21 protein-coding genes are annotated in these 25245 nt (G+C 36.7%); 4 read left to right on the top strand and 17 right to left on the bottom strand.

Translation table 11 applies throughout. From position 1 onward, the window contains the following. Window position 1 precedes the first annotated feature (1 nt). Both sdhA and AC3G7N_RS04915 read right to left on the bottom strand, forming a co-directional pair. A complete protein-coding gene (gene sdhA, locus AC3G7N_RS04920) occupies window positions 2-1753 on the bottom strand; it encodes a succinate dehydrogenase flavoprotein subunit (protein ID WP_489421029.1) in 1752 nt (583 codons plus the stop codon). Window positions 1754-1784: 31 nt separating this feature from the next. Then, window positions 1785-2405 carry a succinate dehydrogenase cytochrome b558 subunit gene (locus AC3G7N_RS04915; protein ID WP_489421028.1) on the bottom strand — a complete coding sequence of 207 codons (621 nt, stop codon included), beginning with the start codon at window positions 2403-2405 and terminating at the stop codon, window positions 1785-1787. A gap of 813 nt (window positions 2406-3218) precedes the next feature. Between AC3G7N_RS04915 and AC3G7N_RS04910 the strand changes: the two genes are divergently transcribed. After that, entirely contained in the window at window positions 3219-3656 is a 438-nt protein-coding gene (locus AC3G7N_RS04910) for a YslB family protein (protein WP_489421027.1), read from the top strand. A gap of 34 nt (window positions 3657-3690) precedes the next feature. On the opposite strand, the gene uvrC is transcribed toward AC3G7N_RS04910, so the two are convergent. From uvrC to zapA, 12 genes are all read right to left on the bottom strand, one after another. Further along, a complete protein-coding gene (gene uvrC / locus AC3G7N_RS04905; protein ID WP_489421026.1) occupies window positions 3691-5466 on the bottom strand; it encodes an excinuclease ABC subunit UvrC in 1776 nt (591 codons plus the stop codon). Window positions 5467-5736: 270 nt separating this feature from the next. Continuing rightward, complete coding sequence (gene trxA / locus AC3G7N_RS04900) at window positions 5737-6051, bottom strand: thioredoxin (RefSeq protein ID WP_089531912.1); 315 nt, start codon at window positions 6049-6051, stop codon at window positions 5737-5739. 162 nt (window positions 6052-6213) lie between these two features. After that, entirely contained in the window at window positions 6214-7185 is a 972-nt protein-coding gene (locus tag AC3G7N_RS04895) for an electron transfer flavoprotein subunit alpha/FixB family protein (RefSeq protein WP_489421025.1), read from the bottom strand. Window positions 7186-7211: 26 nt separating this feature from the next. Next, a complete protein-coding gene (locus tag AC3G7N_RS04890) occupies window positions 7212-7985 on the bottom strand; it encodes an electron transfer flavoprotein subunit beta/FixA family protein (protein ID WP_489421024.1) in 774 nt (257 codons plus the stop codon). Window positions 7986-8100: 115 nt separating this feature from the next. Next, window positions 8101-8874 carry an enoyl-CoA hydratase gene (locus tag AC3G7N_RS04885; protein WP_489421023.1) on the bottom strand — a complete coding sequence of 258 codons (774 nt, stop codon included), beginning with the start codon at window positions 8872-8874 and terminating at the stop codon, window positions 8101-8103. A gap of 17 nt (window positions 8875-8891) precedes the next feature. After that, window positions 8892-9479 carry a fatty acid metabolism transcriptional regulator FadR gene (gene fadR, locus AC3G7N_RS04880; protein WP_489421022.1) on the bottom strand — a complete coding sequence of 196 codons (588 nt, stop codon included), beginning with the start codon at window positions 9477-9479 and terminating at the stop codon, window positions 8892-8894. 140 nt (window positions 9480-9619) lie between these two features. After that, a complete protein-coding gene (locus AC3G7N_RS04875; RefSeq protein WP_489421021.1) occupies window positions 9620-11314 on the bottom strand; it encodes an AMP-binding protein in 1695 nt (564 codons plus the stop codon). A gap of 217 nt (window positions 11315-11531) precedes the next feature. Continuing rightward, a complete protein-coding gene (locus AC3G7N_RS04870; protein ID WP_489421020.1) occupies window positions 11532-11939 on the bottom strand; it encodes a DUF350 domain-containing protein in 408 nt (135 codons plus the stop codon). Between the two features lie 26 nt (window positions 11940-11965). Then, entirely contained in the window at window positions 11966-14308 is a 2343-nt protein-coding gene (locus AC3G7N_RS04865; protein ID WP_489421019.1) for an endonuclease MutS2, read from the bottom strand. 24 nt (window positions 14309-14332) lie between these two features. Further along, entirely contained in the window at window positions 14333-16051 is a 1719-nt protein-coding gene (gene polX, locus AC3G7N_RS04860) for a DNA polymerase/3'-5' exonuclease PolX (protein ID WP_489421018.1), read from the bottom strand. A gap of 207 nt (window positions 16052-16258) precedes the next feature. Then, on the bottom strand, window positions 16259-16810 hold the full coding sequence (locus AC3G7N_RS04855; RefSeq protein WP_489421017.1) for a CvpA family protein: 552 nt from the start codon (window positions 16808-16810) through the stop codon (window positions 16259-16261). Window positions 16811-16816: 6 nt separating this feature from the next. Next, window positions 16817-17077: a cell division protein ZapA gene (gene zapA / locus AC3G7N_RS04850; protein ID WP_489421016.1), complete on the bottom strand. Its 261-nt coding sequence runs from the start codon at window positions 17075-17077 to the stop codon at window positions 16817-16819. Between the two features lie 138 nt (window positions 17078-17215). On the opposite strand from zapA, the gene rnhC reads away from it, so the two are divergent. After that, window positions 17216-18157: a ribonuclease HIII gene (gene rnhC, locus AC3G7N_RS04845; protein ID WP_489421015.1), complete on the top strand. Its 942-nt coding sequence runs from the start codon at window positions 17216-17218 to the stop codon at window positions 18155-18157. Window positions 18158-18285: 128 nt separating this feature from the next. On the opposite strand, the gene pheT is transcribed toward rnhC, so the two are convergent. From pheT to AC3G7N_RS04830, 3 genes are all read right to left on the bottom strand, one after another. Then, a complete protein-coding gene (pheT, locus tag AC3G7N_RS04840) occupies window positions 18286-20712 on the bottom strand; it encodes a phenylalanine--tRNA ligase subunit beta (RefSeq protein WP_489421014.1) in 2427 nt (808 codons plus the stop codon). 15 nt (window positions 20713-20727) lie between these two features. Then, window positions 20728-21762, bottom strand: a complete 1035-nt coding sequence (gene pheS / locus AC3G7N_RS04835) for a phenylalanine--tRNA ligase subunit alpha (protein WP_489421013.1) — start codon at window positions 21760-21762, stop codon at window positions 20728-20730. A 471-nt stretch (window positions 21763-22233) separates the two neighbouring features. Further along, the gene (locus AC3G7N_RS04830; protein WP_489421012.1) at window positions 22234-22971 is read right to left on the bottom strand and encodes a TrmH family RNA methyltransferase; all 738 of its coding nucleotides are present in this window, start codon (window positions 22969-22971) and stop codon (window positions 22234-22236) included. Between the two features lie 98 nt (window positions 22972-23069). On the opposite strand from AC3G7N_RS04830, the gene sspI reads away from it, so the two are divergent. Next, on the top strand, window positions 23070-23291 hold the full coding sequence (sspI, locus tag AC3G7N_RS04825; RefSeq protein WP_489421011.1) for a small acid-soluble spore protein SspI: 222 nt from the start codon (window positions 23070-23072) through the stop codon (window positions 23289-23291). A gap of 341 nt (window positions 23292-23632) precedes the next feature. Continuing rightward, complete coding sequence (locus AC3G7N_RS04820) at window positions 23633-25231, top strand: hypothetical protein (RefSeq protein WP_489421010.1); 1599 nt, start codon at window positions 23633-23635, stop codon at window positions 25229-25231. Window positions 25232-25245: the final 14 nt, after the last annotated feature.

Here is a 25245-nt window from a genome sequence, read left to right as displayed (position 1 = left end):
CTCAATGTTTTTTACTATAATCACGTAATCTAGGTTCAATTAAAGAAGTGTCTACTTCCTCATATGTCAATACTGGAGTGTTTTTCTCTTTATCAAATCGTGCAATTGTAGTCTTTAAGAATTCCTCATCATTTCGTTCAGGGAATTCCGGTTTATAATGAGCACCACGGCTTTCATTACGATTATAAGCTCCAATTGTAATAACACGTGCTAATTGAAGCATATTCTTCAATTGACGGGTGAACATAACACCCTGGTTACTCCAGCGAGAGGTATCATTAATATTAATATTTTCCCATCGCTCCAACAGTTCTTTAAGTTTTTCATCTGTCTTCAGTAGCTTTTCATTGTGTCGAACTACAGTAACATTATCTGTCATCCATTCTCCAAGCTCTTTATGAATCTGATAAGCGTTTTCCTCGCCATCCATCTTCATAAGGGCTTCGAATTTATCCTGTTCGTCTTTTTGTCTATTGTCAAACAGTTCAGGTGACATATCTTCAACATGTGTTTCAAGTCCATCAATGTAATTTATCGCATTTGGTCCAGCAACAGAACCACCATATATGGCTGATAATAATGAGTTAGCGCCTAAACGGTTTCCACCATGCTGTGAATAATCACATTCCCCTGCCGCAAAGATCCCAGGAATACTAGTCATCTGGTCAAAATCAACCCAAAGTCCACCCATTGAATAATGAACTGCTGGGAATATTTTCATTGGAACTTTACGAGGGTCTTCTCCAACAAATTTTTCATAGATTTCAATGATACCACCAAGTTTAACATCTAATTCTTTCGGATCCTTATGTGATAAATCAAGGTATACCATGTTCTCACCATTGATACCTAATTTTTGATTAACGCAAACGTCAAATATTTCACGGGTAGCAATATCACGGGTAACTAGGTTTCCATAAGCAGGATATTTCTCCTCCAAGAAGTACCAAGGCTCCCCATCCTTATATGTCCACACACGTCCACCTTCACCACGTGCTGATTCACTCATTAATCGCAATTTATCATCACCAGGAATTGCTGTTGGATGAATTTGAATAAATTCTCCGTTGGCATATTTTGCACCTTGCTGATACAGAATACTTGCTGCTGAACCAGTATTGATCATTGAGTTTGTTGATTTACCGAAAATAATTCCCGGTCCACCAGTAGCCATTATTGTTGCATCTGATGGGAAAGATTTTATTTCATGTGTTTTAATGTCTTGTCCTACAATTCCTTTTCCAACGCCTTCATCATCAAGAATTGCTCCAAGGAATTCCCAGCTTTCATATTTCGTTACTAATCCTTCTACTTCATAACGGCGAACCTGTTCGTCTAAAGCATATAATAATTGTTGTCCCGTGGTTGCCCCGGCATATGCTGTACGATGGTGCTGCGTACCGCCAAAGCGACGGAAATCAAGTAACCCTTCAGGTGTACGGTTAAACATAACTCCCATACGATCCAACATATGTATGATACTTGGTGCGGCGTCACACATTGCTTTTACAGGTGGTTGATTTGCCAAAAAGTCTCCACCATAAAGTGTATCGTCAAAGTGAATGTCAGTAGAATCCCCTTCACCTTTTGTATTTACAGCACCGTTTATACCGCCCTGGGCACATACAGAGTGAGAACGTTTTACAGGTACGATAGAAAACAGGTCTACATTCACACCTGCTTCAGCTGCTTTAATCGTTGCCATAAGACCGGCAAGTCCACCGCCCACAACAACAACTTTTTTATTACTCATTATATATACTCACTCCCTCTTTTGTTAAAACTTAAACGCCATAAGCAAATGCAATTAAGGATCTTACACCTAAATAGCTTAAAGCTAAAAACACGATTAGTGTTGCATATGTAGCAATTTTTTGAGATCTAGGTGACTGAGTAATACCCCATGATACCAAGAAACTCCATAAACCATTAGCAAAATGGAATGTAGTTGAAATGACTCCAATGATGTAGAACCAAAACATGAAAGAGTTAGTTAAAATGCCTTCCATTAAAGTATAATTCGCTTCAGCATTTCCCATTCCAATCTGTATACGCGTTTCCCAAATATGCCAAGCAAGAAAAACTAGTGTAATAATTCCAGTTATACGTTGAACGTAAAACATCCAGTTACGAAAAAATCCGTATCGTTTTATGTTGTTTTTCGCAACAAATACAATATACACTCCTAAAATTGCGTGAAATAAAATTGGTAGGTATATAATAAACGTTTCCAATACCAATTTAAATGGTAAACTCTCTAATACATGTGCTGCTTTATTAAAGCTTTCCTCACCATATGCAGCAAAATGATTCACAATTAAATGTTGAATCAAAAAGATCCCAATGGGAATTACCCCAAGTAATGAGTGTAATCTGCGATAATTGAACTCGCTACGTCCTGCCATGTGTTACCCCCCTTAGTAATATAAATATGCTATTCTGAGCACAAACCCTTTAACATTAATTCGTTTTTTCAGCATGTATTATTCCCTAATATTGCCCGATAATGTACAATTTGTGACATATTTATTGTACTTCTAACTCTGAAAAGCGTCAAGAAAAGGAACTATTTAATTTTAATATGATTTTCTTTAATTTGGCTCTTTTCATAAGTTTTGTTGCTATTTAATCCTTGCGAAAAAATTGTGTCATAACATACCGCTTCGGAAATACACGACGCGCACCTTAAGGCTTGCGCTGAGCCTCCTCGCTCTTCCGAAAGCGGAGGCTGCTCAGCGGCGTACAAATAGATAGGCAGGTGAACAGTAGGGTGCTTTCCCCTACGTTCATCCTGACTATCTATTTACTGGGCGCTAGGAGCCGCAGTTAGACATAAGCAAAGGACGCTCGCCTCATCGTCTTCGCTTTTCCATCTTGAGTCTTCTTATATTTCCTTCGCTAGCATGACGTTTGACTTTCGCTTCGGGCAGTCGACTCCTGCGGGTCACCGGCTAAAACGGTCACGTCCTGTGACCAACGCCGGTTACAGGACGTATTTCGCCTAAGAGGGAGCTGAAGCGTTGCCGCACTATCGTAGTTTATTGATTTTGTGGCAAAAACAACAATCTTTTAGAAAACAGCCTTTAATTCCAGAAAAAAAGTCAGATGCATACTTGCACATCTGACGAATTATATAGATAATAATACTAGCAATCTATAATACTCATTTTATTGATTTGGCTATTTTGATTTGACAGCACACAGAAAGGATGACATCCATGTCAAAAGATAAACAGGTATATTCGGCATCGCTACTTGAGGAACTACATACATCAGGTGCAGGGTATGATGTATTACGATATATAAGCTTACCGGAGCTATTAGGAAGAGAATCTGATACACTATTATATTTCATGGGAAGAAATCTAGCGAGAAAAATAACATTTGATACAATTGAAGACATTTATTATATATTTGAAAAACTGGGTTGGGGGAACTTGGAGCTTACTAAAAGTAAACGAAAAGAAATAACTTTCAGCCTAATGTCTGATTCGGTGGTTAATCGACTTAAAGCTTCATTTGAAGCAGAGTTTCGTTTGGAAGCTGGATTTTTAGCAGAAGCAATTCAACAACTTAAGGAAACAGAGGCGGAATGCACAGAGGAAATAAATAAAAAAATAATGCAAGTTAATTTTTCCGTTCTTGTCACCTCTTAACATAGGTAAGCTCACATATTAAATGTGAGCTTTTTTAATCTTTTGTTAAGTGATCTAGAATTAATTCAGCAGTATTTTTTGGAATACCAAGCTTCGTTATATCCGCGATTGATTTATTTTTAATCTCATCGATTGACTTAAAGTATGTTAAAAGCAATCGACGTCTTTTTTCTCCTACTCCAGGAATTTTATCTAGTTCTGATTGGAATAAGTCTTTCCCACGTAATTGTCGATGAAATGTTATGGCAAAGCGGTGGACTTCATCCTGTATTCGTTGAACCAAATAGAACTCCTGTGATTTCCTTGATAAATCAATGATTGCTGGTGGGTTCCCGTATAGTAATTCACTTGTTTTATGCTTATCATCCTTAGCCAAACCACATAAAGGTATATCCAACCCCAATTCGTTCTCTAGAACATCTAACGCTGCACTCATTTGCCCCTTTGCACCATCAACCATAATGAGGTCCGGAAGCGGCAATTTTTCCTTTAATACGCGTGAATATCTGCGCCTGATTACCTCTCGCATTGTTTCATAATCATCTGGACCAGTAACATCTCGTACTTTATATTTACGGTATTCCTTCTTATTTGGTCTACCATCTATAAAAACGACCATTGCTGATACTGGATTTGTTCCTTGAATGTTCGAATTATCAAAAGCCTCAATACGATGGGGGGTTTCAATATTTAGTTTTTCACCTATGTTTTCTACTGCTTTAATGGTTCGTTCCTCATCTATTTCAATAATAGAAAATTTCTCTTCCAGAGCAATCTTTGCATTTTTCATTGCAAGCTTAACCAGGTCTTTTTTGCGGCCTCTATAAGGGATGTTGATATCAATTTCAAGCAATTCTGATAAAAGTTCTGCATCAGCTCCTAGTGGTAACAATATTTGCTTTGGCTTAGGGTGATGTTGATGGAGATAAAAGCGACCTATATAACTGATAAATGTTTCTTCAGGATCATCAAAAAATGGGAAAATGGCTACGTCACGCTCAATTAATTTTCCCTGTCTAACGAAAAATACTTGGATACACATCCATCCTTTATCATAGCTATATCCAAAGATGTCCCGATTGATCTGATCTTTTAACGTCATCTTCTGTTGTTCCATAACCGCTTCTATATGCTGAATTTGGTCCCTCATCTCTTTCGCACGTTCAAAGTCTAGATCTTCACTTGCTTGATACATTTTATCTTTAATATCTTTTTTAATTTCTTTATGTCCCCCATTTAAAAATGACGCTATGCTTTGTACGATAGAGCGATTTGTTTCTTCTGAGACCGGATAGACACACGGAGCTAGACATTGTTTCATGTGGTAGTACAAACATACTCTATCAGGCATTTTATTGCATTTACGTAATGGGTATAATCGATCTAATAATTTTTTTGTTTCCCGAGCAGCAATAACGTTCGGATAAGGCCCAAAATACTTCCCCTTATCTTTTTTCACTTTACGTACAACCAATAATCTTGGATATCGTTCAGAAGTTATTTTCAAATATGGATATGACTTATCATCTTTTAGTAGGACATTATATTTTGGATCATACTTTTTTATTAAATTCATTTCTAATATGAGCGCTTCGATTTCTGAAGTAGTTACGATGTACTCAAAATCTTGAATTTCTGATACTAAACGCTGCGTTTTTTTATCATTTGCACCAGCAAAGTAAGATTTCACTCTGTTTTTTAGTGCTTTTGATTTGCCAACATATATAATCGTGTTGTGCTTATCTTTCATTAAATAACATCCAGGTTGTACGGGAAGAACAGTTAGTTTTTCTTTTATTGTTTGATTCATTATACCTTCATCCCTTTTAGAAAAGCGTAATTTAAAGGAAGACCCAACTAAGACCGGCATGCCCTCGAAAAAGAAACTCGCTTTTTTTCGTGCAATGCATTTCTGGAACTTTCCTTGGCCTGTCCAAACGTCGGCCTAACCTGGTTCCTGCAAGCCACTATATGACCTGTGCCCACGCAACATCTTATTACAAGTAATCCCCTGTTACAAAACGCAACAAGGGATTAAAATTCTACATTATAGCAATGCGTATGATAGTTAAAAAATTATTTATGCATGTTTATTAATTAATTCAACTAGAGCTTCTTTCGGTTGAAAACCAATTACTTGGTCAACCACTTCGCCATCTTTAAAAAGTAACAATGTTGGAATACTCATAACTCCGTATTTACCAGCAGTTTCTTGATTTTCGTCAACATCCAATTTTACGATTTGAACCTGTTCTTCCATTTCACCATCTATTTCCTCTAACACTGGTGCAATCATTTTACAAGGTCCACACCAAGGTGCCCAGAAGTCTGCTAATACTAGACCTTCTCCTGTTTCTTTTGCAAAGTTCTGATCTGATACATTTACAATTGCCATTAATATTCCTCCTCAATGAAACATCAAATCTAAAATGAGTATATCATCGTTAGTATTACCACGCTAATATCTTGCTTATACTAAACTATTACTCGTTTGGGTTACTATTCAACCACCAAAGCGCTTGATCAGAAATATTTCTGACCAAGCGCTTCAATTAACTTATTTTATCTTTTTAACTTCTTCAATTAACAATGGAACTACTTCAAATAGATCTCCTACAATACCATAGTCTGCTACATTAAAAATGTTAGCTTCTGCGTCCTTGTTGATTGCAACAATTACTTTAGAGTTAGACATACCAGCTAAATGTTGAATTGCCCCTGAAATACCAACTGCAATATATAGATCAGGGGTAACAACTTTACCTGTTTGACCGATTTGTAGAGAGTAGTCACAGTACTCTGCGTCACACGCACCACGTGATGCACCTACTGCCCCACCCAGTACGTCTGCAAGCTCTTGTAATGGTTTAAAGCCATCTTCACTTTTAACACCACGTCCACCAGCAACGATTATTTTTGCTTCTGATAAATCAACACCTTCAGATGCTTTACGGATAACTTCTTTAATAACGGTTCGTATATCCGAAATATCCATGTCTTTAGATGTGATATCACCAGTACGTGACTCATCACGATCTAGCGGCGCAATATTATTCGGACGAATAGTAGCAAATGTAATACCACTCGTAACCATTTTTTTCTCGAATGCTTTACCAGAATATATCGGTCTAGTAAATAGTGCTTTTCCATCTTTCACTTCAATATCAGTAGCATCAGAGATTAAGCCTGTTTCCAATTTACTTGCAATCTTTGGAGTTAAATCTTTACCAACGGCTGTATGTCCCATAACAACAACTGCTGGAGACTCCTCTAAAATAACCGCCATAACCGCTTGACCGTAACCGTCAGATGTATACGTTTTCAAATTATCATGTTTAACAGTAATTACACGATCTGCTCCATAATAAACCATTTCCTGTGCTTGCTTTTTTAGATCTTCATTACCACAAATTAAACCGATGATTTCCCCATCAGCATTTATTTTTTTAGCTGTTGCAATAGCTTCAAATGTAACATTACGTAACGAACCATCTCTTGATTCACCTATAACTAGTAGTTTTTCGCTCATGTCGTTTCTCCTTCCAGTTCGTGAGTTTATAATACTTTTGATTCTGTTTTTAATAGTGACACTAATTCGTTTACTTGATCTTCTATTTCACCCTCAAGAACTCTACCAGCCTCTTTTTCTGGAGGAAGATAAATGTCGATCGTTTTCGTTTTTGCTTCTAATTCATCTTCATCTAAGTCAAGATCATCAATTTCTAATTCTTCAAGCGGCTTTTTCTTCGCTTTCATTATACCTGGAAGTGATGGGTATCTAGGATCATTTAGTCCTTGCTGGCATGTTACGAGTAGAGGTAGGCTTGTTTCTACTTTTTCAATGTCACCTTCCACGTCTTTATCAATGTTAACGGTTTCTCCATCAATTTTCAGACTAGTGATAGTAGTTACAAATGGTATCCCTAAACGTTCAGCAAGTCGAGGACCCACTTGACCACTTGCTTCATCAATTGCAACATTACCAGCTAAAATGAGATCAACATCTTTATCATCAAAATATGCTTCTAGTATTTTTGCAGTTGTGAATTGATCCCCTTCTTCAAGGTCATCCTCCGTATTAATTAAAACTGCTTTATCAGCACCCATTGCCAAGGCAGTGCGTAACTGCTTTTCGGAGTCTTCATCACCAACTGTAACGACTGTAACTTCACCACCATGTTCATCACGCTGTTTAATTGCTTCTTCTACTGCATACTCATCATAAGGATTTATGATGAATTCTGCTCCATCTTCCTCGATTCTTCCATTTGTTACAGTAATTTTCTCTTCTGTGTCAAATGTCTTTTTTAACAAAACATAAATGTTCATACGGTTTCCTCCTTCAATCTATTTGTCTAGCTGCGTGGGCTAGCGCGTCCGCTTCTGATCAGTCGCCTTCGCTTTTCTTGGCTAGCTGCGGCTCCTAGAAGCTGCCTTCGCTTTTCTATCTATCTTGGAAGTTTGGTTTTCGCTTTTCAAGAAATGCCTGAACACCTTCTTTTGCATCATCAGACCCGAAAATTTCACCAAACGCTTTTGCTTCTTCCTGTGCCCCATTATTAAACTTATCTGATTTTGTATAAGGAATCAAGCGCATAACATGATTTATTGTTGGTTTACTCTTCGAAGCAATCTTCTCTGCAAGTTTAAAAGCTTCATCGAAAATCTTGTCTTCGGAAACAACCTGATTGGCTAAACCATAACTATGTGCTTCACTACCTGAGATAGGTGTGCCACTTAATAACATTTCATATGCTTTGGCAGTACCAACATAATGTGGTAGCCGCTGCGTTCCCGCAAATCCTGGAATGATTCCAAGTGTTAATTCTGGCAAACCAAGTTTAGCATTTTCTGTTACCAAACGGATATGGCAGGACATGGCAAGTTCTAATCCGCCACCTAAAGCTGCACCATGAATTGCTGCAATTACAGGTATAGAAAATTGTTCAATGCGGTCAAATACTTTTTGTCCATTTTCTGATAATGATTGATAATCAGAAGCGTTTTGAAGTGATGTGAATTCTTTTATATCAGCCCCAGCTGAGAAAAATTTACCTTCACCCCTTAACAGAATCGCCTTAATATCAGCATCATTTTCAATTTCATCTAGCTTTTGATCGATATCTTTGATTAGTGTACTTGACAATGCATTTGCTGGTGGTTTTTGAATAGTAAGTATTGCAACATGATTATTTTTTTCATAAGATATAGTTCCCAAATTCAGGTCCTCCTTCATTAGTCGTTTTTAGAAAGTCCATTAATGATTAGCTGGTGTATAGCTGGAGCTTGTGCAAGCAAATTATACCTTTGCTCATTCATTACCCAATTTGTCACCACTTCATCTAAAGTTCCAAATATCATTTGTCTTACTAATGGTACATTTAAGTCACCACGAAAGTCCTTATTGTCTACACCTTCTTGAATGATGTGATCAATTTCAGCTAGGTAGGGCTTCAATACTTTATTAATTTTTATGCGTAATTCTGGATTAGATTGCCTGAGTTCCAGTTGTGTAACGATAGCTAAGTAATGATCGTCTGCTAACTGACGAAAATGCATTTCGATTAACGTAAGTAGTTTATCACTCACATCTTGCTTTTCATTGATACTTTCAGCAATCTGTTCGATAAGCTGCCCCATTTTCACTTCAAACAATGAGACTAGTATATCTTCTTTATTTTTAAAATAAAGATAGATGGTACCGTCAGCTACACCAGCTTTCTTAGCAATCCTGGAAACCTGTGAAGCATGATAACCGTTTTCTGCAATTACTTCCACAGCAGCTTCAATGATCTGATTGTATTTTGGTTTGTTTTTTTTCATTAACGTCAAGTCCCCTTAGCATATAACACAGCCACAAAAATGAATGAACAATCATTCATATTCATTGTACCCGAGACAATTAATTTATGTCAATCAATAGATAGCTTGTACACTTATTGTACAAAAAAAGAGCACTATGCTCAAATAGTTTTACTCTCCGCTTGTATCTTTTCTTTTTCTTCGTCTACTAATGAACGGCGTAATATCTTACCTACTGCTGTTTTTGGGAGTTCATTACGAAACTCATAGATACGAGGGACTTTATACGCAGCTAAATTTTCTCTGCAATATGCGTTTAAGTCTTCTTTCTCTAGCTCATATCCGGATTTAAGAACTACATATGCCTTTACAGTTTCTCCGCGATACGCGTCTGGAATACCCGCCACAACAGCTTCCTGTATTGCTTCATGTTCATAAAGTACTTCTTCTACCTCTCGCGGATAAATGTTATAACCACCAGCAATAATCATATCTTTCTTCCGATCTACTATATAAAAATAACCATCTTCATCCATGTACCCCAAATCCCCAGTGAATAACCAACTATCTTTTAGCGCATTATCTGTTTCTTCTTGGTTATTCCAATACCCTTTCATTATTTGGGGACCTTTCACTACAATTTCTCCAATTTCCCCAACAGGAGCTTCTTCCGTTGTACCTGACAGAAAAATTTTGGAGTCTGTATCTGGCCATGGTACTCCTACACTTCCGTTTACACGCTTCGTCCATACAAAATTAGAATGAGTAACAGGAGACGTTTCCGTTAGACCATATCCTTCTACTAATTTGCCTCCAGTTACTCTTTCAAATTGTTCTTGAATCTCAACTGGTAGTGGAGCTGACCCGCTAAGACATGCTTCAATTGATGATAAATCATATTTTTTAAGATCAGGATGATTAAGTAAAGCTACATAAATAGTTGGTGCACCTGGAAATAGTGTTGGTTTTTGTTTTTGAATAGTTTTTAAGACATCTTCTACATCAAACTTTGGAAGTAACACCATTTTGGAGCCAAGCATAATTGACATATTCATAACGGTTGTCATACCATATACATGAAAAAATGGCAGGACACCTAAAATTATTTCTCCACCTTCTCTTGTTTTATACAGCCAAGCATTACTCATCTGAACATTTGAAACAAGGTTATAGTGGGTAAGCATGACACCTTTTGGGTTACCCGTTGTCCCACCTGTATATTGTAAAAGTGCCAAATCTTCTTTAGCGTCTACTTCGACAGGCTGATAGTTAGTTGATGCAAGTTCCATTATCATATCCCATACATGAGTGTCTTCTGTTTGTTCAACCTTGACAACCATATTATACTGCTTTTTTTGGATAAATGGATAGATGAGATTTTTAGGGAAGGGTAAATAATCTTTAATTTGAGCTACTACCGTATGCTTTAGTGCTGTATCGCTTTTAACATTGGTAACACGTGGCAACAAAATATCCAAACAAACAATTATTGAAGCTCCTGAATCATTTAATTGATATTCTAACTCCCTTTCCATATATAAAGGATTTGTTTGTACAACCGTTCCACCAGCTAATAGCGTTGCGTAATAAGCAATTACTGATTGTGGACAGTTTGGTAACATAATAGCTACTCGATCACCCTTTTCTAAACCTAGCGACTGAAAATAACAAGCTAATTTCTTTGCTTCTTTGAAAAGTTCAGCATAAGACATTTCTTTTCCCAGAAAGTGAAGCGCTTTCTTTTCATTGTAATGCTCTGCATTCTCAACTAAAAACTGATGCAATGGTTTTGTATCGTACTTAATACTTGTTGGTATCTCTTTTGGATAATGTGCATGCCAGATTCGTTCATCCATATTTTCTCTCCTCCTTCATTCTATATATATATTCATTATACCGATTAATTTGTATTTTTTGAAATTTTATTTACAATTTTACAAAAAAATTGGTTATCACCATTTATCAAGGTGATAACCATATTTCATCTAATTAAGTATACGACGCCCACAATAGCAAATACAATGGCTACTACAATCAATACTTTAGCTAATGTTTCCATTCTCTTATTCGCTCCTAACCAATACTTGCTCCAATAACAAAAGCCATTCCCACTGAAATTAACATTGAAATAAACCCTACAGCATGATTACCATTTCCGATTTCTTCATCTATTTTTATCTTCGGTGTTAAAAACTCAAAGATGAAATAACTTAGTAACAATAAAACAAATCCAAAAATACCCCACCCGACACTTTGAATGATCGTATCATTGTGTTCAATTGAGTAACGAAAAATAGTAGCGATTCCAAACAGCTTACCACCTGTTGCCATAGCGACTGCAAAATTACCTTTTTTAATCTCTTCCCAATTTTTATAAGAAGTAACAAGTTCAAATACAGCAAGAAAGACCACTGTACACAAGATAACCACACTGTATCTTGCAGCTATTTCAATATACGTAATTTCCCAAAAGCCTTCCATCTATTAAACCATCTCCCTAAATCGCTCTACTTGAGTTCTATAATGGATACACCGCTTCCACCTTCACCACTAACACCAGGACGAATGGTAGCAATTTTCGGGTGTTTCTTTGCTAAATCCTGAACACCCTTTCGGAGAGCACCCGTACCTTTTCCATGAATAATAGACACCTTCTGATAACCAGCTAATATCACGTCATCAATATACTTTTCCACTCGTAGAAGAGCATCTTCATACCGCTCGCCGCGTAAATCCAATTCAGGTCGCACATGGTAACTAGAACCCTTTACAGTAGTTAATGGTTTTTCATTAAACTCTTTCTTTTCACTGATGAATTGAAGGTCATTCCTTTTTACCTTTACTTTCATTATCCCTACCTGTACTAGATATTCGTTATTACTTATTTTTTCCAATACACTACCTTGCTGGTTTATCGTTAATAGCTTAATTGTATCACCAACATGTAAATCCTTTGCGCTATCTTTTGGTGTACTTCCCTTTTGATGTTGTTTATTAGATAAATTTGGCTTGGCATCCTCTAGCATTTTTCTTGCTTCAATCCATTCATGTTCTTTCAAATTTGCATTTGTTTTCATCTTTCGAATCTCATCGATGATAAGTTCTGCTTCTTCTCGGGCCTCCTGTAATGCCTTGTTCGCTTTTTCTTCTGCCTTTTTATATAAAGTTTGTCTCTTTTCATCAAAGTCTTGCCACTGTTTTTCTAGATCTTGTTTCAGCTCTTCCGTTTCGAGCATGGTTTGATGTGCAGTTTCATAATCCTTCTTGGATTCACGCTGCGACTTTTCAAGTGACGCAATCATATTTTCCACACTTTTTGAATCTACTCCAATATGACTTTTGGCATTTTTGATAATCGATTCATTTAGCCCCAGACGTTTGGAAATTTCAAAAGCATTACTTCGACCTGGTACACCTAATAATAATCGATAAGTTGGTTTCAATGATTCTACATCAAATTCAACAGAAGCGTTCACCACATTTTCTCGGTTATATCCATACGCCTTAAGCTCAGGATAATGGGTCGTTGCGATAACACGAGCACCTCGATCAATAACTTCATCTAAAAGTGACATTGCAAGTGCAGCACCCTCTTGTGGATCAGTACCAGCACCTAACTCATCAAATAAAACCAATGCTTTATAATCAACGGTTTTCATAATGTCGACAATGTTTGTCATATGGGAGGAAAATGTACTGAGATTTTGTTCAATGGACTGTTCATCACCTATGTCGGCATAAACGTTTTCAAAAACTGCCATGTCACACCCATCAAGAGCAGGAACCTGCAGCCCCGATTGTGCCATTAACGTGCAAAGTCCCACCATCTTTAATGTAACAGTTTTTCCACCAGTATTAGGCCCTGTAATAACAACAGAAGTAAACTCTTCTCCAATTTCAATGTCATTTGCTACCACTTCGTCCATCGGTATTAGCGGATGTCTAGCCTGTTGCATTTTAATGATACCTTGATCATTCATCTTGGGCATGGAGGCTTTCATTGATTGTCCTAGCTTAGCTCTAGCAAACATGAAATCAATTTTGCCTAAGACCTCAACGTTTTCGGTTAAAAAGATTTCTTCTGATGCAATATGTTCTGTTAGTTCTCGTAGAATTCGATCCACTTCATGTTTCTCTTTAATGAATGCTTCCTGTAGTTGATTATTTAAATCAACTACAGTCTTTGGTTCCATAAATAACGTCGCTCCAGATGCAGATTGATCATGTACGATACCACCAATAGAACCACGGTATTCTTGCTTAACAGGTAATACATAACGATCATTGCGAATCGTAACAATTGGATCAGAAAGCATGGCACTTTTTGATTTTGTGTAACCGTCTAATTTTTCACGCACCCTGCTTTCAAATGTTCGAATCTGCGACCGAATACTTCTTAATTTCACCGATGCGCTATCCATCACGTGTCCATGATCATCTATACTGCTTTTTATATGTTGTTCCAGTTCTCTAAGTGGTTCAATGCGCTCTGTTAGACTTTTTAGTATCGGTAATTCATTTTCTAACTTTTGGATAAAATTTTTAACCTGTCGTCCACCATAGATGGTATTAGCAATATCTAAGCATTCTTCTGTACTTAACACGCCACCAATCACACTTCGCTTAATACTCGCCCGTATGTCAAAAATACCACCCAGCGGAACTGCAAGATTTAATCGTAAAATTTGACCAGCTTCATCGGTTTCCTTTTGCATTTCTAAAACATCAGTAAGAATTGTAAGTGGCTTTAATTGAAGCGCCTGACTTTTTCCAAGACTTGACGCTGCTTGAGAGCTAAGTTGGTCAATAATCTTATTAAATTCTAATACGCGTAAAATACGTTCATTCATTATACTCACTCCTTTACACGAAAACTACCTTTTCTGATTCATCAATTTTATTAATCTTTCTTTTGTCCATGTATTGATAACATTATCTTTTTCCATCCAACCCTTTCGAGCAATCCCTACCCCATGCTTCATATGATCGAGCATTTGATAACTATGCGCATCGGTATTGATGACAATATTCACACCATTATCCTGTGCTATTCTTGCCCAATCTGCTGATATGTCTAAGCGATTCGGAGTAGCATTAATTTCCAGTGCTGTATTTGTTTCTTTAGCCAGTTCAATAAGTTTTTCCATATCAACATTGTAACCTGAGCGTCTGCCAATTAATCTTCCCGATGGATGAGCAATGAACGTTACAAACGGATTTTTCATCGCACTTTCTAACCGGTGCATAATTTTTTCTTGTGTTTGATTAAAACTTGAGTGTATTGCTCCGATCACAAAATCCATTTCCTGTAAAAATTCATTATCAAAATCGAGGGATCCATCTGGTAAAATGTCCATTTCCACCCCGGCAAAGACATGAATATCATCATATTTGTTGTTAATTCTTTCTATTTCTATACGTTGTTTGCGGAGTTTGGTTTCATTTAAACCATTAGCCACAACCAAAAACTTTGAGTGGTCCGTGATGGCAATATAATCATAGCCAATTTTTCTTGCTTGATTAACCATTTCTTCCAATGACTGCGCTCCATCACTCCAAGTAGTATGCATATGGAGATCGCCTCGAATATCAGTCGGTTCAAGTAAGGTGATTTTGTCTGTAAATAATTCCATTTCACCTTGGTTTTCTCTAATTTCTGGAGGGATAAATGGAAGATCAAAATGATGAAAAAATTGTGTTTCATTTTCAAATGTGATGATTTTATCACTTTCACTATGGGTGATACCATATTCATTAATTTTTTCAGCACGTTTTTTTGCTAGCTGTCGCATGGCAACATTATGTTCTTTTGAACCTGTGAAGTGATGTAATGTAGTAGCGAATTCTTTTGGTTCAACAATTCGAAAATCTACATTAACCGCATAAAAATCATCTAATGTAACAGATACCTTTGTATCCCCTTTAGCGATTACTTCTTTTATATTACCCATTGCTAATAAAGCATCACGGACCTCAGAGGGGTAAGCTGATGCAATAATAAAATCAATATCCTTCACGGTTTCACGCATACGCCTCAAGCTACCAGCTCGGGAAAACCTATCAATTTCATTAATTTTAACTAAGTATGATTCGATTCTTTCTGCGATTGGCAGCATCATAGCGATTGGCAAACGGTCTGGACGACTGTTTGCATCTTCAAGTGCCTGTAAAATTTTCTCTGCAGTCTTTTTACCAAACCCTGGAAGCTTTTCCACTTCACCTGATTGGCATTCTTTTTGTAATGTATTCGCATCAGTTACTCCAAGCTCTTGGTACAATTTCGCGAGCTTCTTCCCACCGAGACCTGGTAAATTCAGTAGTGGAACTAACCCTTGAGGTACTTCTCTTTCAAGCTGGGCCAGTGCCTCTGATTTCTCGTTTTCTATGTAATCTTCTATAACCGCGCTTGTTCCTTTTCCGATGCCTTTTATTTTAATAAAATCATCAATTTCTGATAAGGATCGATCATCCCGTTCAAGAGCTTGTGCTGCTTTCCGATAAGCAGATACTTTGAACGAATTTTCCCCCTTCAATTCTAAATATACAGCAACTTTTTCCAACAATTTTAATACATCTTTTTTATTCACAGTCATGTTCGTCACCTTCTTCTATAAAGTGTTTCTAAACCTTAGTAAAACCCGTCCTTAACGAATGACGAAGATTTTCTTAGGCTGATCACCTACGAAACTTTATTCTTGCCTTCATTGCAAAAAAGCCAATTCTAATTAGGTCCTACATATTGTACATTTGTCACAATTGTAATTCCGCCTATTAGAATCAGCCATTTTATTGATTTTCTATTAATGAATTAAACCTTCAATATGCGTAAACCATAGATCCTTTAATTTCTCAGAAAATAATGGTGTATGTTCTACGATAAACATTGCAATACCTGAATCATTTACCCATGTTTGAACATTCGGTAGTGGAGTTAACGCAAGAATATATAAGATAATAAATAGTATTAAATAAATCTCAATAAATCCTAGAACTCCTCCAAGCAGCTTATTCACTGAATGCAGTACAGGCAATTCTGCAACAAAGTCGAGCATAGATGCGATGATTTGTAGTACAATTTTTACAGCAAAAAATATAATTGCAAATGCAATCGCATTATAGAACGCTATTTCCAGTGGAAGGTTCTCCAAAAACGCGGCCCAAGCGCTGTTGTCGGGTAGTTCTGGGTATGGAATCCACAATGCTAGCCTGGAAGACAATTGATCATAATACAAAGCCGCAACAATAAATGCAACGATGAATCCAATTAAATGAAACAATTGTAAAATAAAACCGCGCTTTAACCCTATAAAAAAACCAAAAATTAATAAAAGTAATAAAATAATATCAACCATATGTCATTAATCCTCTTTCTTGTTCATTGATCCTAGCAATGTTGCATATTCTTCTTTTAACTTTAAATAATCATTCATTGTATTAACAGCAGTCAATACTGCCAACCTAGTAGTTTCTAAAGTGCTATTCATTTTTTGTATTTCATTCATTTTTTGATCCACGAGACTTGCCACCAAACGTACATGCTGTGCATCTTCATGCCCCATTATTGTGTAAGATTTATTATGAATTTCCACTGTTGTTCGTGTTTTGTTATTCTGGGTCACTCGGATTGCCCCCCTAATTAAAAATACTACACTTTATATTAACATGAAGACGCCAATTTAGGAAAGCATTCGACAAAGTACATCATTCCCTTATTTATTCAAATTTGCTATAGTTTGTATATGAATTGATTGATTGGAGTGTTCATTTTGTCACAACAAACGCATGTATTTTCCAAAGCCAAAATTAAAGAAATGAAAGATTATTATCAAGGATCTATTGTTGATATACCACAAGGAGCCGTTTTCAGAGCAAAAACTTCTAACGCGGTAATAACCGCTTATCGTTCAGGCAAAGTTATGTTCCAAGGGAAGTCAGCCGATTTTGAGTCCATTAAGTGGGTGGATGAGATTGCTGATGAGCAGAAACAAATTAGACCCATTTCTAAATCAAAACATACTGTAGCTCCACCAAGTACACTTTTCAACAAATCACATATCGGCTCTGATGAAGCTGGTACTGGTGATTACTTTGGGCCAATGACTGTTGCCAGTGTGTTTGTTAGGCAAGAACAAATAGCTAAATTAAAAGAAATAGGTGTACAAGACTCTAAAAACCTTACAGACACAACCATTAAACGCTTGTCTAATGAAATACTAATGTTAGATATCACCTATTCTCTTCTTGTTTTACGAAACCCTAAATATAATGCTTTAAAAGCTAAAGGCTGGTCACAAGGAAAGATGAAAGCTATGACACATCATCATGCTATTAGAAATGTTATTAAAAATACTGATCAAGGATTATTTGAAGGAATTGTCATTGATCAATTTTGCGAACCAAGTTTGTACAACAAATATATAGCAAGTGAACAACAAAAAAGTGCACCAAATACATATTTCATTACGAAAGCGGAGAGTCATTCCATAGCAGTTGCTGCTGCTTCCATTATAGCCCGGACTAGCTTTTTAAAAGAAATGGATAAGCTCTCAGAAGACATCGGCATGACGTTGCCAAAAGGTGCTGCACAGCACGTTGATAAAGCAATAGCTAAGATCATTAGGGAAAAAGGACATGAACCATTAAATTCATGTGCGAAAACACATTTTGTAAATACGAAGAAAGCTGAGGCATACTTGTAGCTAATGTTAGAAAGCACACAAAATGAACCTTTGTGAGCAACAACTTTGAGGTACTTATCAAGAATTTTAAATGATATCACTTCCAACAAAAATAATTAGGCAGTCCTCAATTGGGACTGCCTAATTATTTAAGATCGTACGAATGCTCCGAAACGTTCTTTAACCGCTTCAATAATAGCTTGATATGATTCCTCTACCTCATCATCTTTCAACGTTCGTGTATCATCTTGATACAGTAAGCTATATGCGATTGACTTTTCACCATCTGGTAAATGTTCGCCCGTATATACATCAAAAATATGAACGTTTTTAACCAACGGTTGGCCAACATCTTCTATTACTGCTTTCACGTCACCAGCATGAACCTTTTCATCCAGTACAAAAGCGATATCTCTTCCTACTGAAGGATATTTCGATTGCTGTTTATAGCTTGCAATATGTGTATAACTTTCCATGACACCATCTAAATTTATATCAAAAACATACGTTTCATTCAAATCCATTTTCTTTTCAATTCTTGGGTGAACTTGACCAATATAACCTATGGCTTTATCCCCGATAAATAGTTTAGCACAGCGCCCTGGATGCATATCAGGTAATTGCGTCTGTTCAAAGGTGACCGTAATATCCAAATAGTCAAATAGTCCCTCTACAACACCTTTCATGACATAAAAATCAACTGGCTTCTTTTCTTGCTGCCACTGGTGTTCATGCCATAATCCAGAAATAGCACCTGCCAAACGAAGTTGCTCATCTGGTTGATTTTTCAAAGTTGATTCGTCAGAAATAAAGACAGAACCAAGCTCATAATAGGCAATATTTGTTTGATTTCTGGCATTATTATATGCGACAGTTTGAAGTAACTCCGGTACACAGCTTAAACGTAAATGACTATGATCCTCACTCATTGGCATCGCAAGCTTTACTGGGAATACTTCGTCTTTGTTGATTTCTGGACTGACAAATGATGTGACATACTTTTCATTTGTTAAGGAATACGTGATGGTTTCCGATAGTCCAGCACTTTGCATAAATCCTTTAATATCCCGTTTTAATTGTTGTCGATTTGATAGTGATCCCGCCTGACCGTAGCCAGTTGGAAAAGTAAACGGCAGATTATCATAGCCATAAATACGAGCTACTTCTTCTAGCATATCTTCAAAAATTGTAATGTCTCCACGACGAGTAGGAACCGTGACATGAAATTGATTATCTTCTTCTACATGGGAAAAGCGAAGTTTCGTTACTATTTTTCTAATCTCTTCATGTGTAATTTCTGTACCTAATTTTTTATTGATTTCTTCTGTTTTAATTGAGACTTTCTTTTCTTTTGCATCTAAAGTATTAAATTCAACGGGTGTATGAAGAACAACCCCATCAGCATATTTCACCAGAAGTTGACATGCTCGCATTCCCGCACGTTTCACCCGATTTGGATCTACACCTTTTTCAAATCGTGTGCTTGATTCGCTCCGAAGCCCTGTATCGTTTACGGTTCTTCTAACAGAAGTTGGATTGAAATATGCAGCCTCCACTAAAAGGTTTGTTGTTTCATCATTAACTTCAGTATTCGCACCACCCATAACACCTGCAAGAGCAACAAGATCTGTTCCATTAGTAATGACCAAATGTTCGTTCGTCAGGCTACGTTCCTGATCATCTAGCGTAACGATCGTTTCGTTAGCATGCGCTTTTCTTACAACTATTTCTTTGGAATTTAGACGATCATAATCAAATGCATGTAGAGGTTGACCATATTCAAGTAAAACATAGTTTGTTATATCCACAACATTATTAATCGGACGGATTCCAGCTGCCATTAGATAATTACGCATCCATAATGGGGAAGGTTTTACCGTAATATTTCTCACCACAAATGCTCCATAATAAGGCGCTAGTTCTTTATCTTCTACAGTTACAGAGAGATAGTCCTCAGCACTTTCATTACTAGTCGTATATGATTCGTCAGGTAGATTAATTGGTTTATCTAATAGCGCTCCAACTTCATATACAACACCAAGCATACTTAAACAATCTGCCCTGTTTGGTGTTAGACCCAGCTCCAGAATTGCATCATCTAAATTTAATAACGAAGTTACATCCTGGCCAACTTGTGCGTCATCAGGAAAGACAAATATCCCATCAGCGACATTTTTAGGAACATACTTTTCAGCAATCCCAAGTTCTTGTAAGGAACAGATCATTCCGTTTGATTCAATTCCACGTAGTTTAACTTTTTTTATTTTAAAATTCCCTGGCAATACAGCCTGAGGTTTAGCTACAGCAACCTTCAGACCTTGTTTAATATTCGGTGCCCCACAAATAATTTGTAATGTTTCATCCCCAACGTCTACTTGACAAAGATTTAATTTGTCTGCATTTGGATGCTGCTCACATTCTGTTACATATCCAACAACAACATTTTCACTTTTTTCTGCGACATATTCAATTCCCTCAACCTCAATACCTGACTTGGTAATTTTTTCTGCAAGGTCTTCTGGTTGAATATCTCCAATATCGATATAATTTTGTAACCAATTTAATGATACTAACATTGCAATCTCCCTCCTTTATGCTTGATGATACTGTTTCAAGAAACGTTTATCGTTTGTGTAAAATTGACGTATATCATCAATGCCATATTTCAGCATTGCAATCCGATCTGGTCCCATTCCAAATGCAAACCCTGAATAGACAGCTGAATCATATCCCGCCATTTCTAACACCTTCGGATGAACCATGCCTGCTCCTAAAATTTCAATCCATCCTGTTTGCTTACAAACAGAACATCCTTCTCCATTACAAACCTTACACGAAATATCCATTTCTACAGAGGGCTCGGTAAATGGGAAAAAGCTAGGTCTAAGGCGAATTTTTCTATCTTCACCAAACATTTTCTTAGCGAATGCATCTAAGATCCCTTTTAGATCACTCATGCGCACATGCTTATCCACATATAGTCCTTCAATTTGAGTAAACTGATGGGAGTGTGTCGCATCGTCAGTATCACGACGGTAGACTTTACCTGGGCAAATCATTTTAACAGGTTTGCTTCCCTTTAATCCTTGCATGGTTCGCGCTTGAACTGGTGACGTATGTGTGCGTAACAAAAGTTCGTTCGTTATATAAAACGAATCCTGCATATCACGAGCTGGATGATCCTTTGGTAGGTTTAATGCCTCAAAGTTAAAATAGTCTGTTTCAACCTCAGGACCTTCTCTAACTTCAAATCCCATTCCAATAAATAAGTCTTCAATATCTTCAATAATCGTTGTCAGCAAATGAGGTCCACCAACTCGAACAGGGCGGCCTGGTAAAGTCACATCGATCGTTTCTTTTGCTAGTTGTTGCTCTAATGCCTGTTCTTGTAAAACACCGCTTTTTTTCTCTATTGCACCTGTAATTGTTTCACGGACACGATTGGCAATTTCACCGATTACAGGACGTTCTTCTTTTGATAACTTACCCATACCTCTCAGGACCCCTGTAAGTGATCCTTTTTTCCCTAAATAGGCGACACGAATATCTTGAAGTTCTTTTAATTGCTCTGTATCTTTAATTTTATTTAGTGCATCTTGCTGGAGTGTTTCCAATTCTTCTTTCATAGCTTTCAGCCTCCTTTTTTGCATATAAAAAACCCCGTCCATAAAGGGACGAGGCTGTTATTTCGCGGTACCACCCTTGTTGACACACAAAAGTATGTCCAACTTGAACCTGATAACGGATATAATCCGGGACACCTTTACTTGTGATGACTAGCTCCAGCACCCAGCGACTAGTGGACTTCCTTTACCTCCGTACGATAAGTCAACATCGGTTCGCTTATGCTCACCGTGTTTCCTTTATCTCCTGCGGTTCAGTCCAGTCCATACGTCACTAAACGGGCGCTTGCGCTTTTCTTACAAGGTCTAAGTGCCAGCTCCAGAGTGAATGATTACCAATTAAAATAGTAGAAATGCTTCCAATCTAAGACATTTCCTTCCTGAACTATTTTCTTAATTGTAATGTTCTCTTTCATAGCTTACTTTTACTAATTTTGTCTTTATTATAGATAATTAATACGCTTGTTGCAAGTGTTATCCGTTAATATGGTACATAAGAATTCCAGCTGCAACACTAACATTTAAGGATTCAGCTTTGCCATGAATAGGAATACTCACATTATAATCTGCTAAATCAATTAACAGTTGGTCAACGCCATTACCTTCATTCCCAACAAGCAAGCCCATTTTGTTGTCAACTGTTGCTTCCTTATATGATTGTGCATTTTCCAGTGACGTAGCCCAAACAGTAAACCCTTCTTCTTGAAGAGATGGAATTTTCAAAGCCAAATTTTTTTGAAATACTGAAATATGAAATAATGATCCTTGAGTGGAACGAATTACTTTACTGTTGTACAAATCAACGGAATGATCTCCGATAATAACAGCATCAAATCCAACTGCATCAGCTGTTCGTATCATGGTCCCTAGGTTACCAGGGTCTTGTATGGAATCAAGTAACAGAGCAGTTTGAACGCCAAACCACTCTGGTTCGTTAATCTTAACAATAGCTGCAATTCCTTGAGGTGTTTTCGTATCTGTTATATGTTGGAAAACATTCTCTGATACAGTAGTGATCATATATTTATCCGCAATATCAGGAACCTTTGTACCATCTTGAATAATAATTTCTTCTATCTTCCAATCACTGGTATGCACCTCTGCAACTAAATGTTCACCTTCGACTAAAAATAATCCAGCTTTCATCCGAAACTTTTTCATTTTTAATTTTGCCCAATTTTTCACTTGAGCATTTTGTATTGACGTTATCATCAAATCGCATCCTCATAATTTATATAACCATCATACATATTTCAAACATTGTAGGTCAAACTATAATCAGTTATTACTATTATTAAGGAGTGATGAAAATGGATTTGAACCTTCGTAAAGCGATTCTGTCAAATATAGCGACAAATGATCAGGAACAGTTGGAAGAGACCATTGTAGACGCCATACAAAATGGTGAAGAGAAAATGCTACCGGGATTAGGCGTTATGTTCGAATTAATTTGGAAACAGTCAGATGAGACTGAGAAGAAAGAAATGATAGACGCTTTAGAACAAGGTGTTAAAACGACAACTAAAGGCTAAACTAGAAGGTAGATGCTAAAATATAGCATCTACCTTCTTTTTTGCAAATATAATTAAAAATCCCTACTATTTTCTTTTAACCTATGACAAGTAGCTTTACTGAAAAACTATTTACAGATAATACCATATATAGATAGAGAGGTGAAAAAATATTTTGTATCGTTTATTAGTATAGAGTATACGCCTCATTGTCACTTAACATTTATATCTTGAAATGGAACATATTGACTATAATTCTATTGGCAATGTAAAATGAATTTATATATAAGTTTGTAATTCATCGTGAAGTCACATCATAGATATGAGTACACCTATAAAAGTAAAGGAAGAGGTTTTGGTACATGAGTGAATCAATATCACGGAATAACAGTAGAAAAGGCTCGTCTAAAAGATTTTTAATTTTCATTATTACCGCAATATTAATTATTGGTGGAAGTGTTGCTGCTTTTGTCCTTTTAAATTTTTCTGATAAACAAAAATATTTTTTAGCAGAAAAGAATAGTTTTGAAGTAGTTGGGAAGCAATTTGAAAATCGGTTTGAACCAGAGATTAATTGGCAGAAAAAAGTAAAAGAAAACCCTATTGAATCGACAGTTGAACTTTCCGCTGCGTACAATGATCCAGCTGCAGGTCTTTCTCCGTTTGGACCAGCGCAGATTATCAACAATTCAACATTAACAGTAAGCAATTCTATGGACCTTAAAGAAAAAAAAATGGCCACAGAAATCAGTGGCGCATTTGGTGGAATTACAGTTGATGGGTTAAATCTTTACCTCACTTCCAAAAAGCTATTGGTAGAACTACCTTTCCTCAAAGAATTACTTCAGGTTAACGAGGGAGATATTGGTAAACTATTACACGAAGTTGACCCTAATATGTACAATGGCAAAGAAGAAATTGATTTCGATACATTTTTTAACGGATCAAAGGTTTTACCTGAAGATGATCAAAAATATTTAAAAAAAGAATATCTGGAAATGATTTATGAGAAATTGCCAGATAGTGCATTTAAAGCAACCGATGAAACAGTAGAAGTAAATTCAGAATCAATCAATGCCGAAAAAATAACGTTCCATTTAAACGAAAGCCAAGTAAAAGACCTTCTTTCATCTGTAATGGAGAAAATGAAAGATGATAAGCGATTAAAAGAAATAATTCGGGAACAGCTTGCAGTACAATCACTAGGTACGGGAGTTTCTTCTTCAAGCCTAGCTCCATCAATAGAAAACGATATCGATAAAATGATAAATGAATTCGAAACAACCTTAGATAATGCAATAAAAGAACTGGAAAAATTCCAAATACCAGATGGAATGAATTCTACCATTTGGATTAATGATGATCTCATAGTCAAGCGAAATTTCTCTCTATCTATGGGCCCTTCTGAAAATGAACTAGTAACATTTGAAATAAGTGGCACACAATTGCTAGGAGAAACAGAGCAAACATTTGACTATACAATAGGTGCTGTTGAAAATGGCCAAGATTCATCAATGACGGTAACCGGAGAATTATCTTGGAAGGATAATAAGGCAGAAGACTCTATTGAACTAGTTGCCGGTGAGTTTGAAGCGGCTTATGCTGGGAACTCGACCTTAGAAGATGGAAAACGAGACTTTGAACGTGTATTTACCTTCAAAACTGGACCAGATCAAGGTGGGTTAAATTGGTCGGGTAATGCGACTTATAACGAAGACAACATGAATTCAGAACATACTTTTGCAGTTCAAGTTCCAGGTATGGCCGAAGATGCATTAAGTCTTCACATAGCAAATGATGCGAAATTGATTAAACAAGTAGAAATTCCGGCAGACCCAGAAGTTAAAGATATAGGGAGTATGAGCGTAGACGAAATTATGCAGTATTTCCAAGTGGAAGTAGCACCACAATTTCAGCAATGGGTAATGGGAGTTATGGGTGGCAACCTTAACGGATTTTAAGAAACGGGTGTATG

It is taken from the genome of Virgibacillus carmonensis (assembly GCF_057836705.1).
This window is presented reverse-complemented; position numbering and strand designations above follow the sequence as displayed.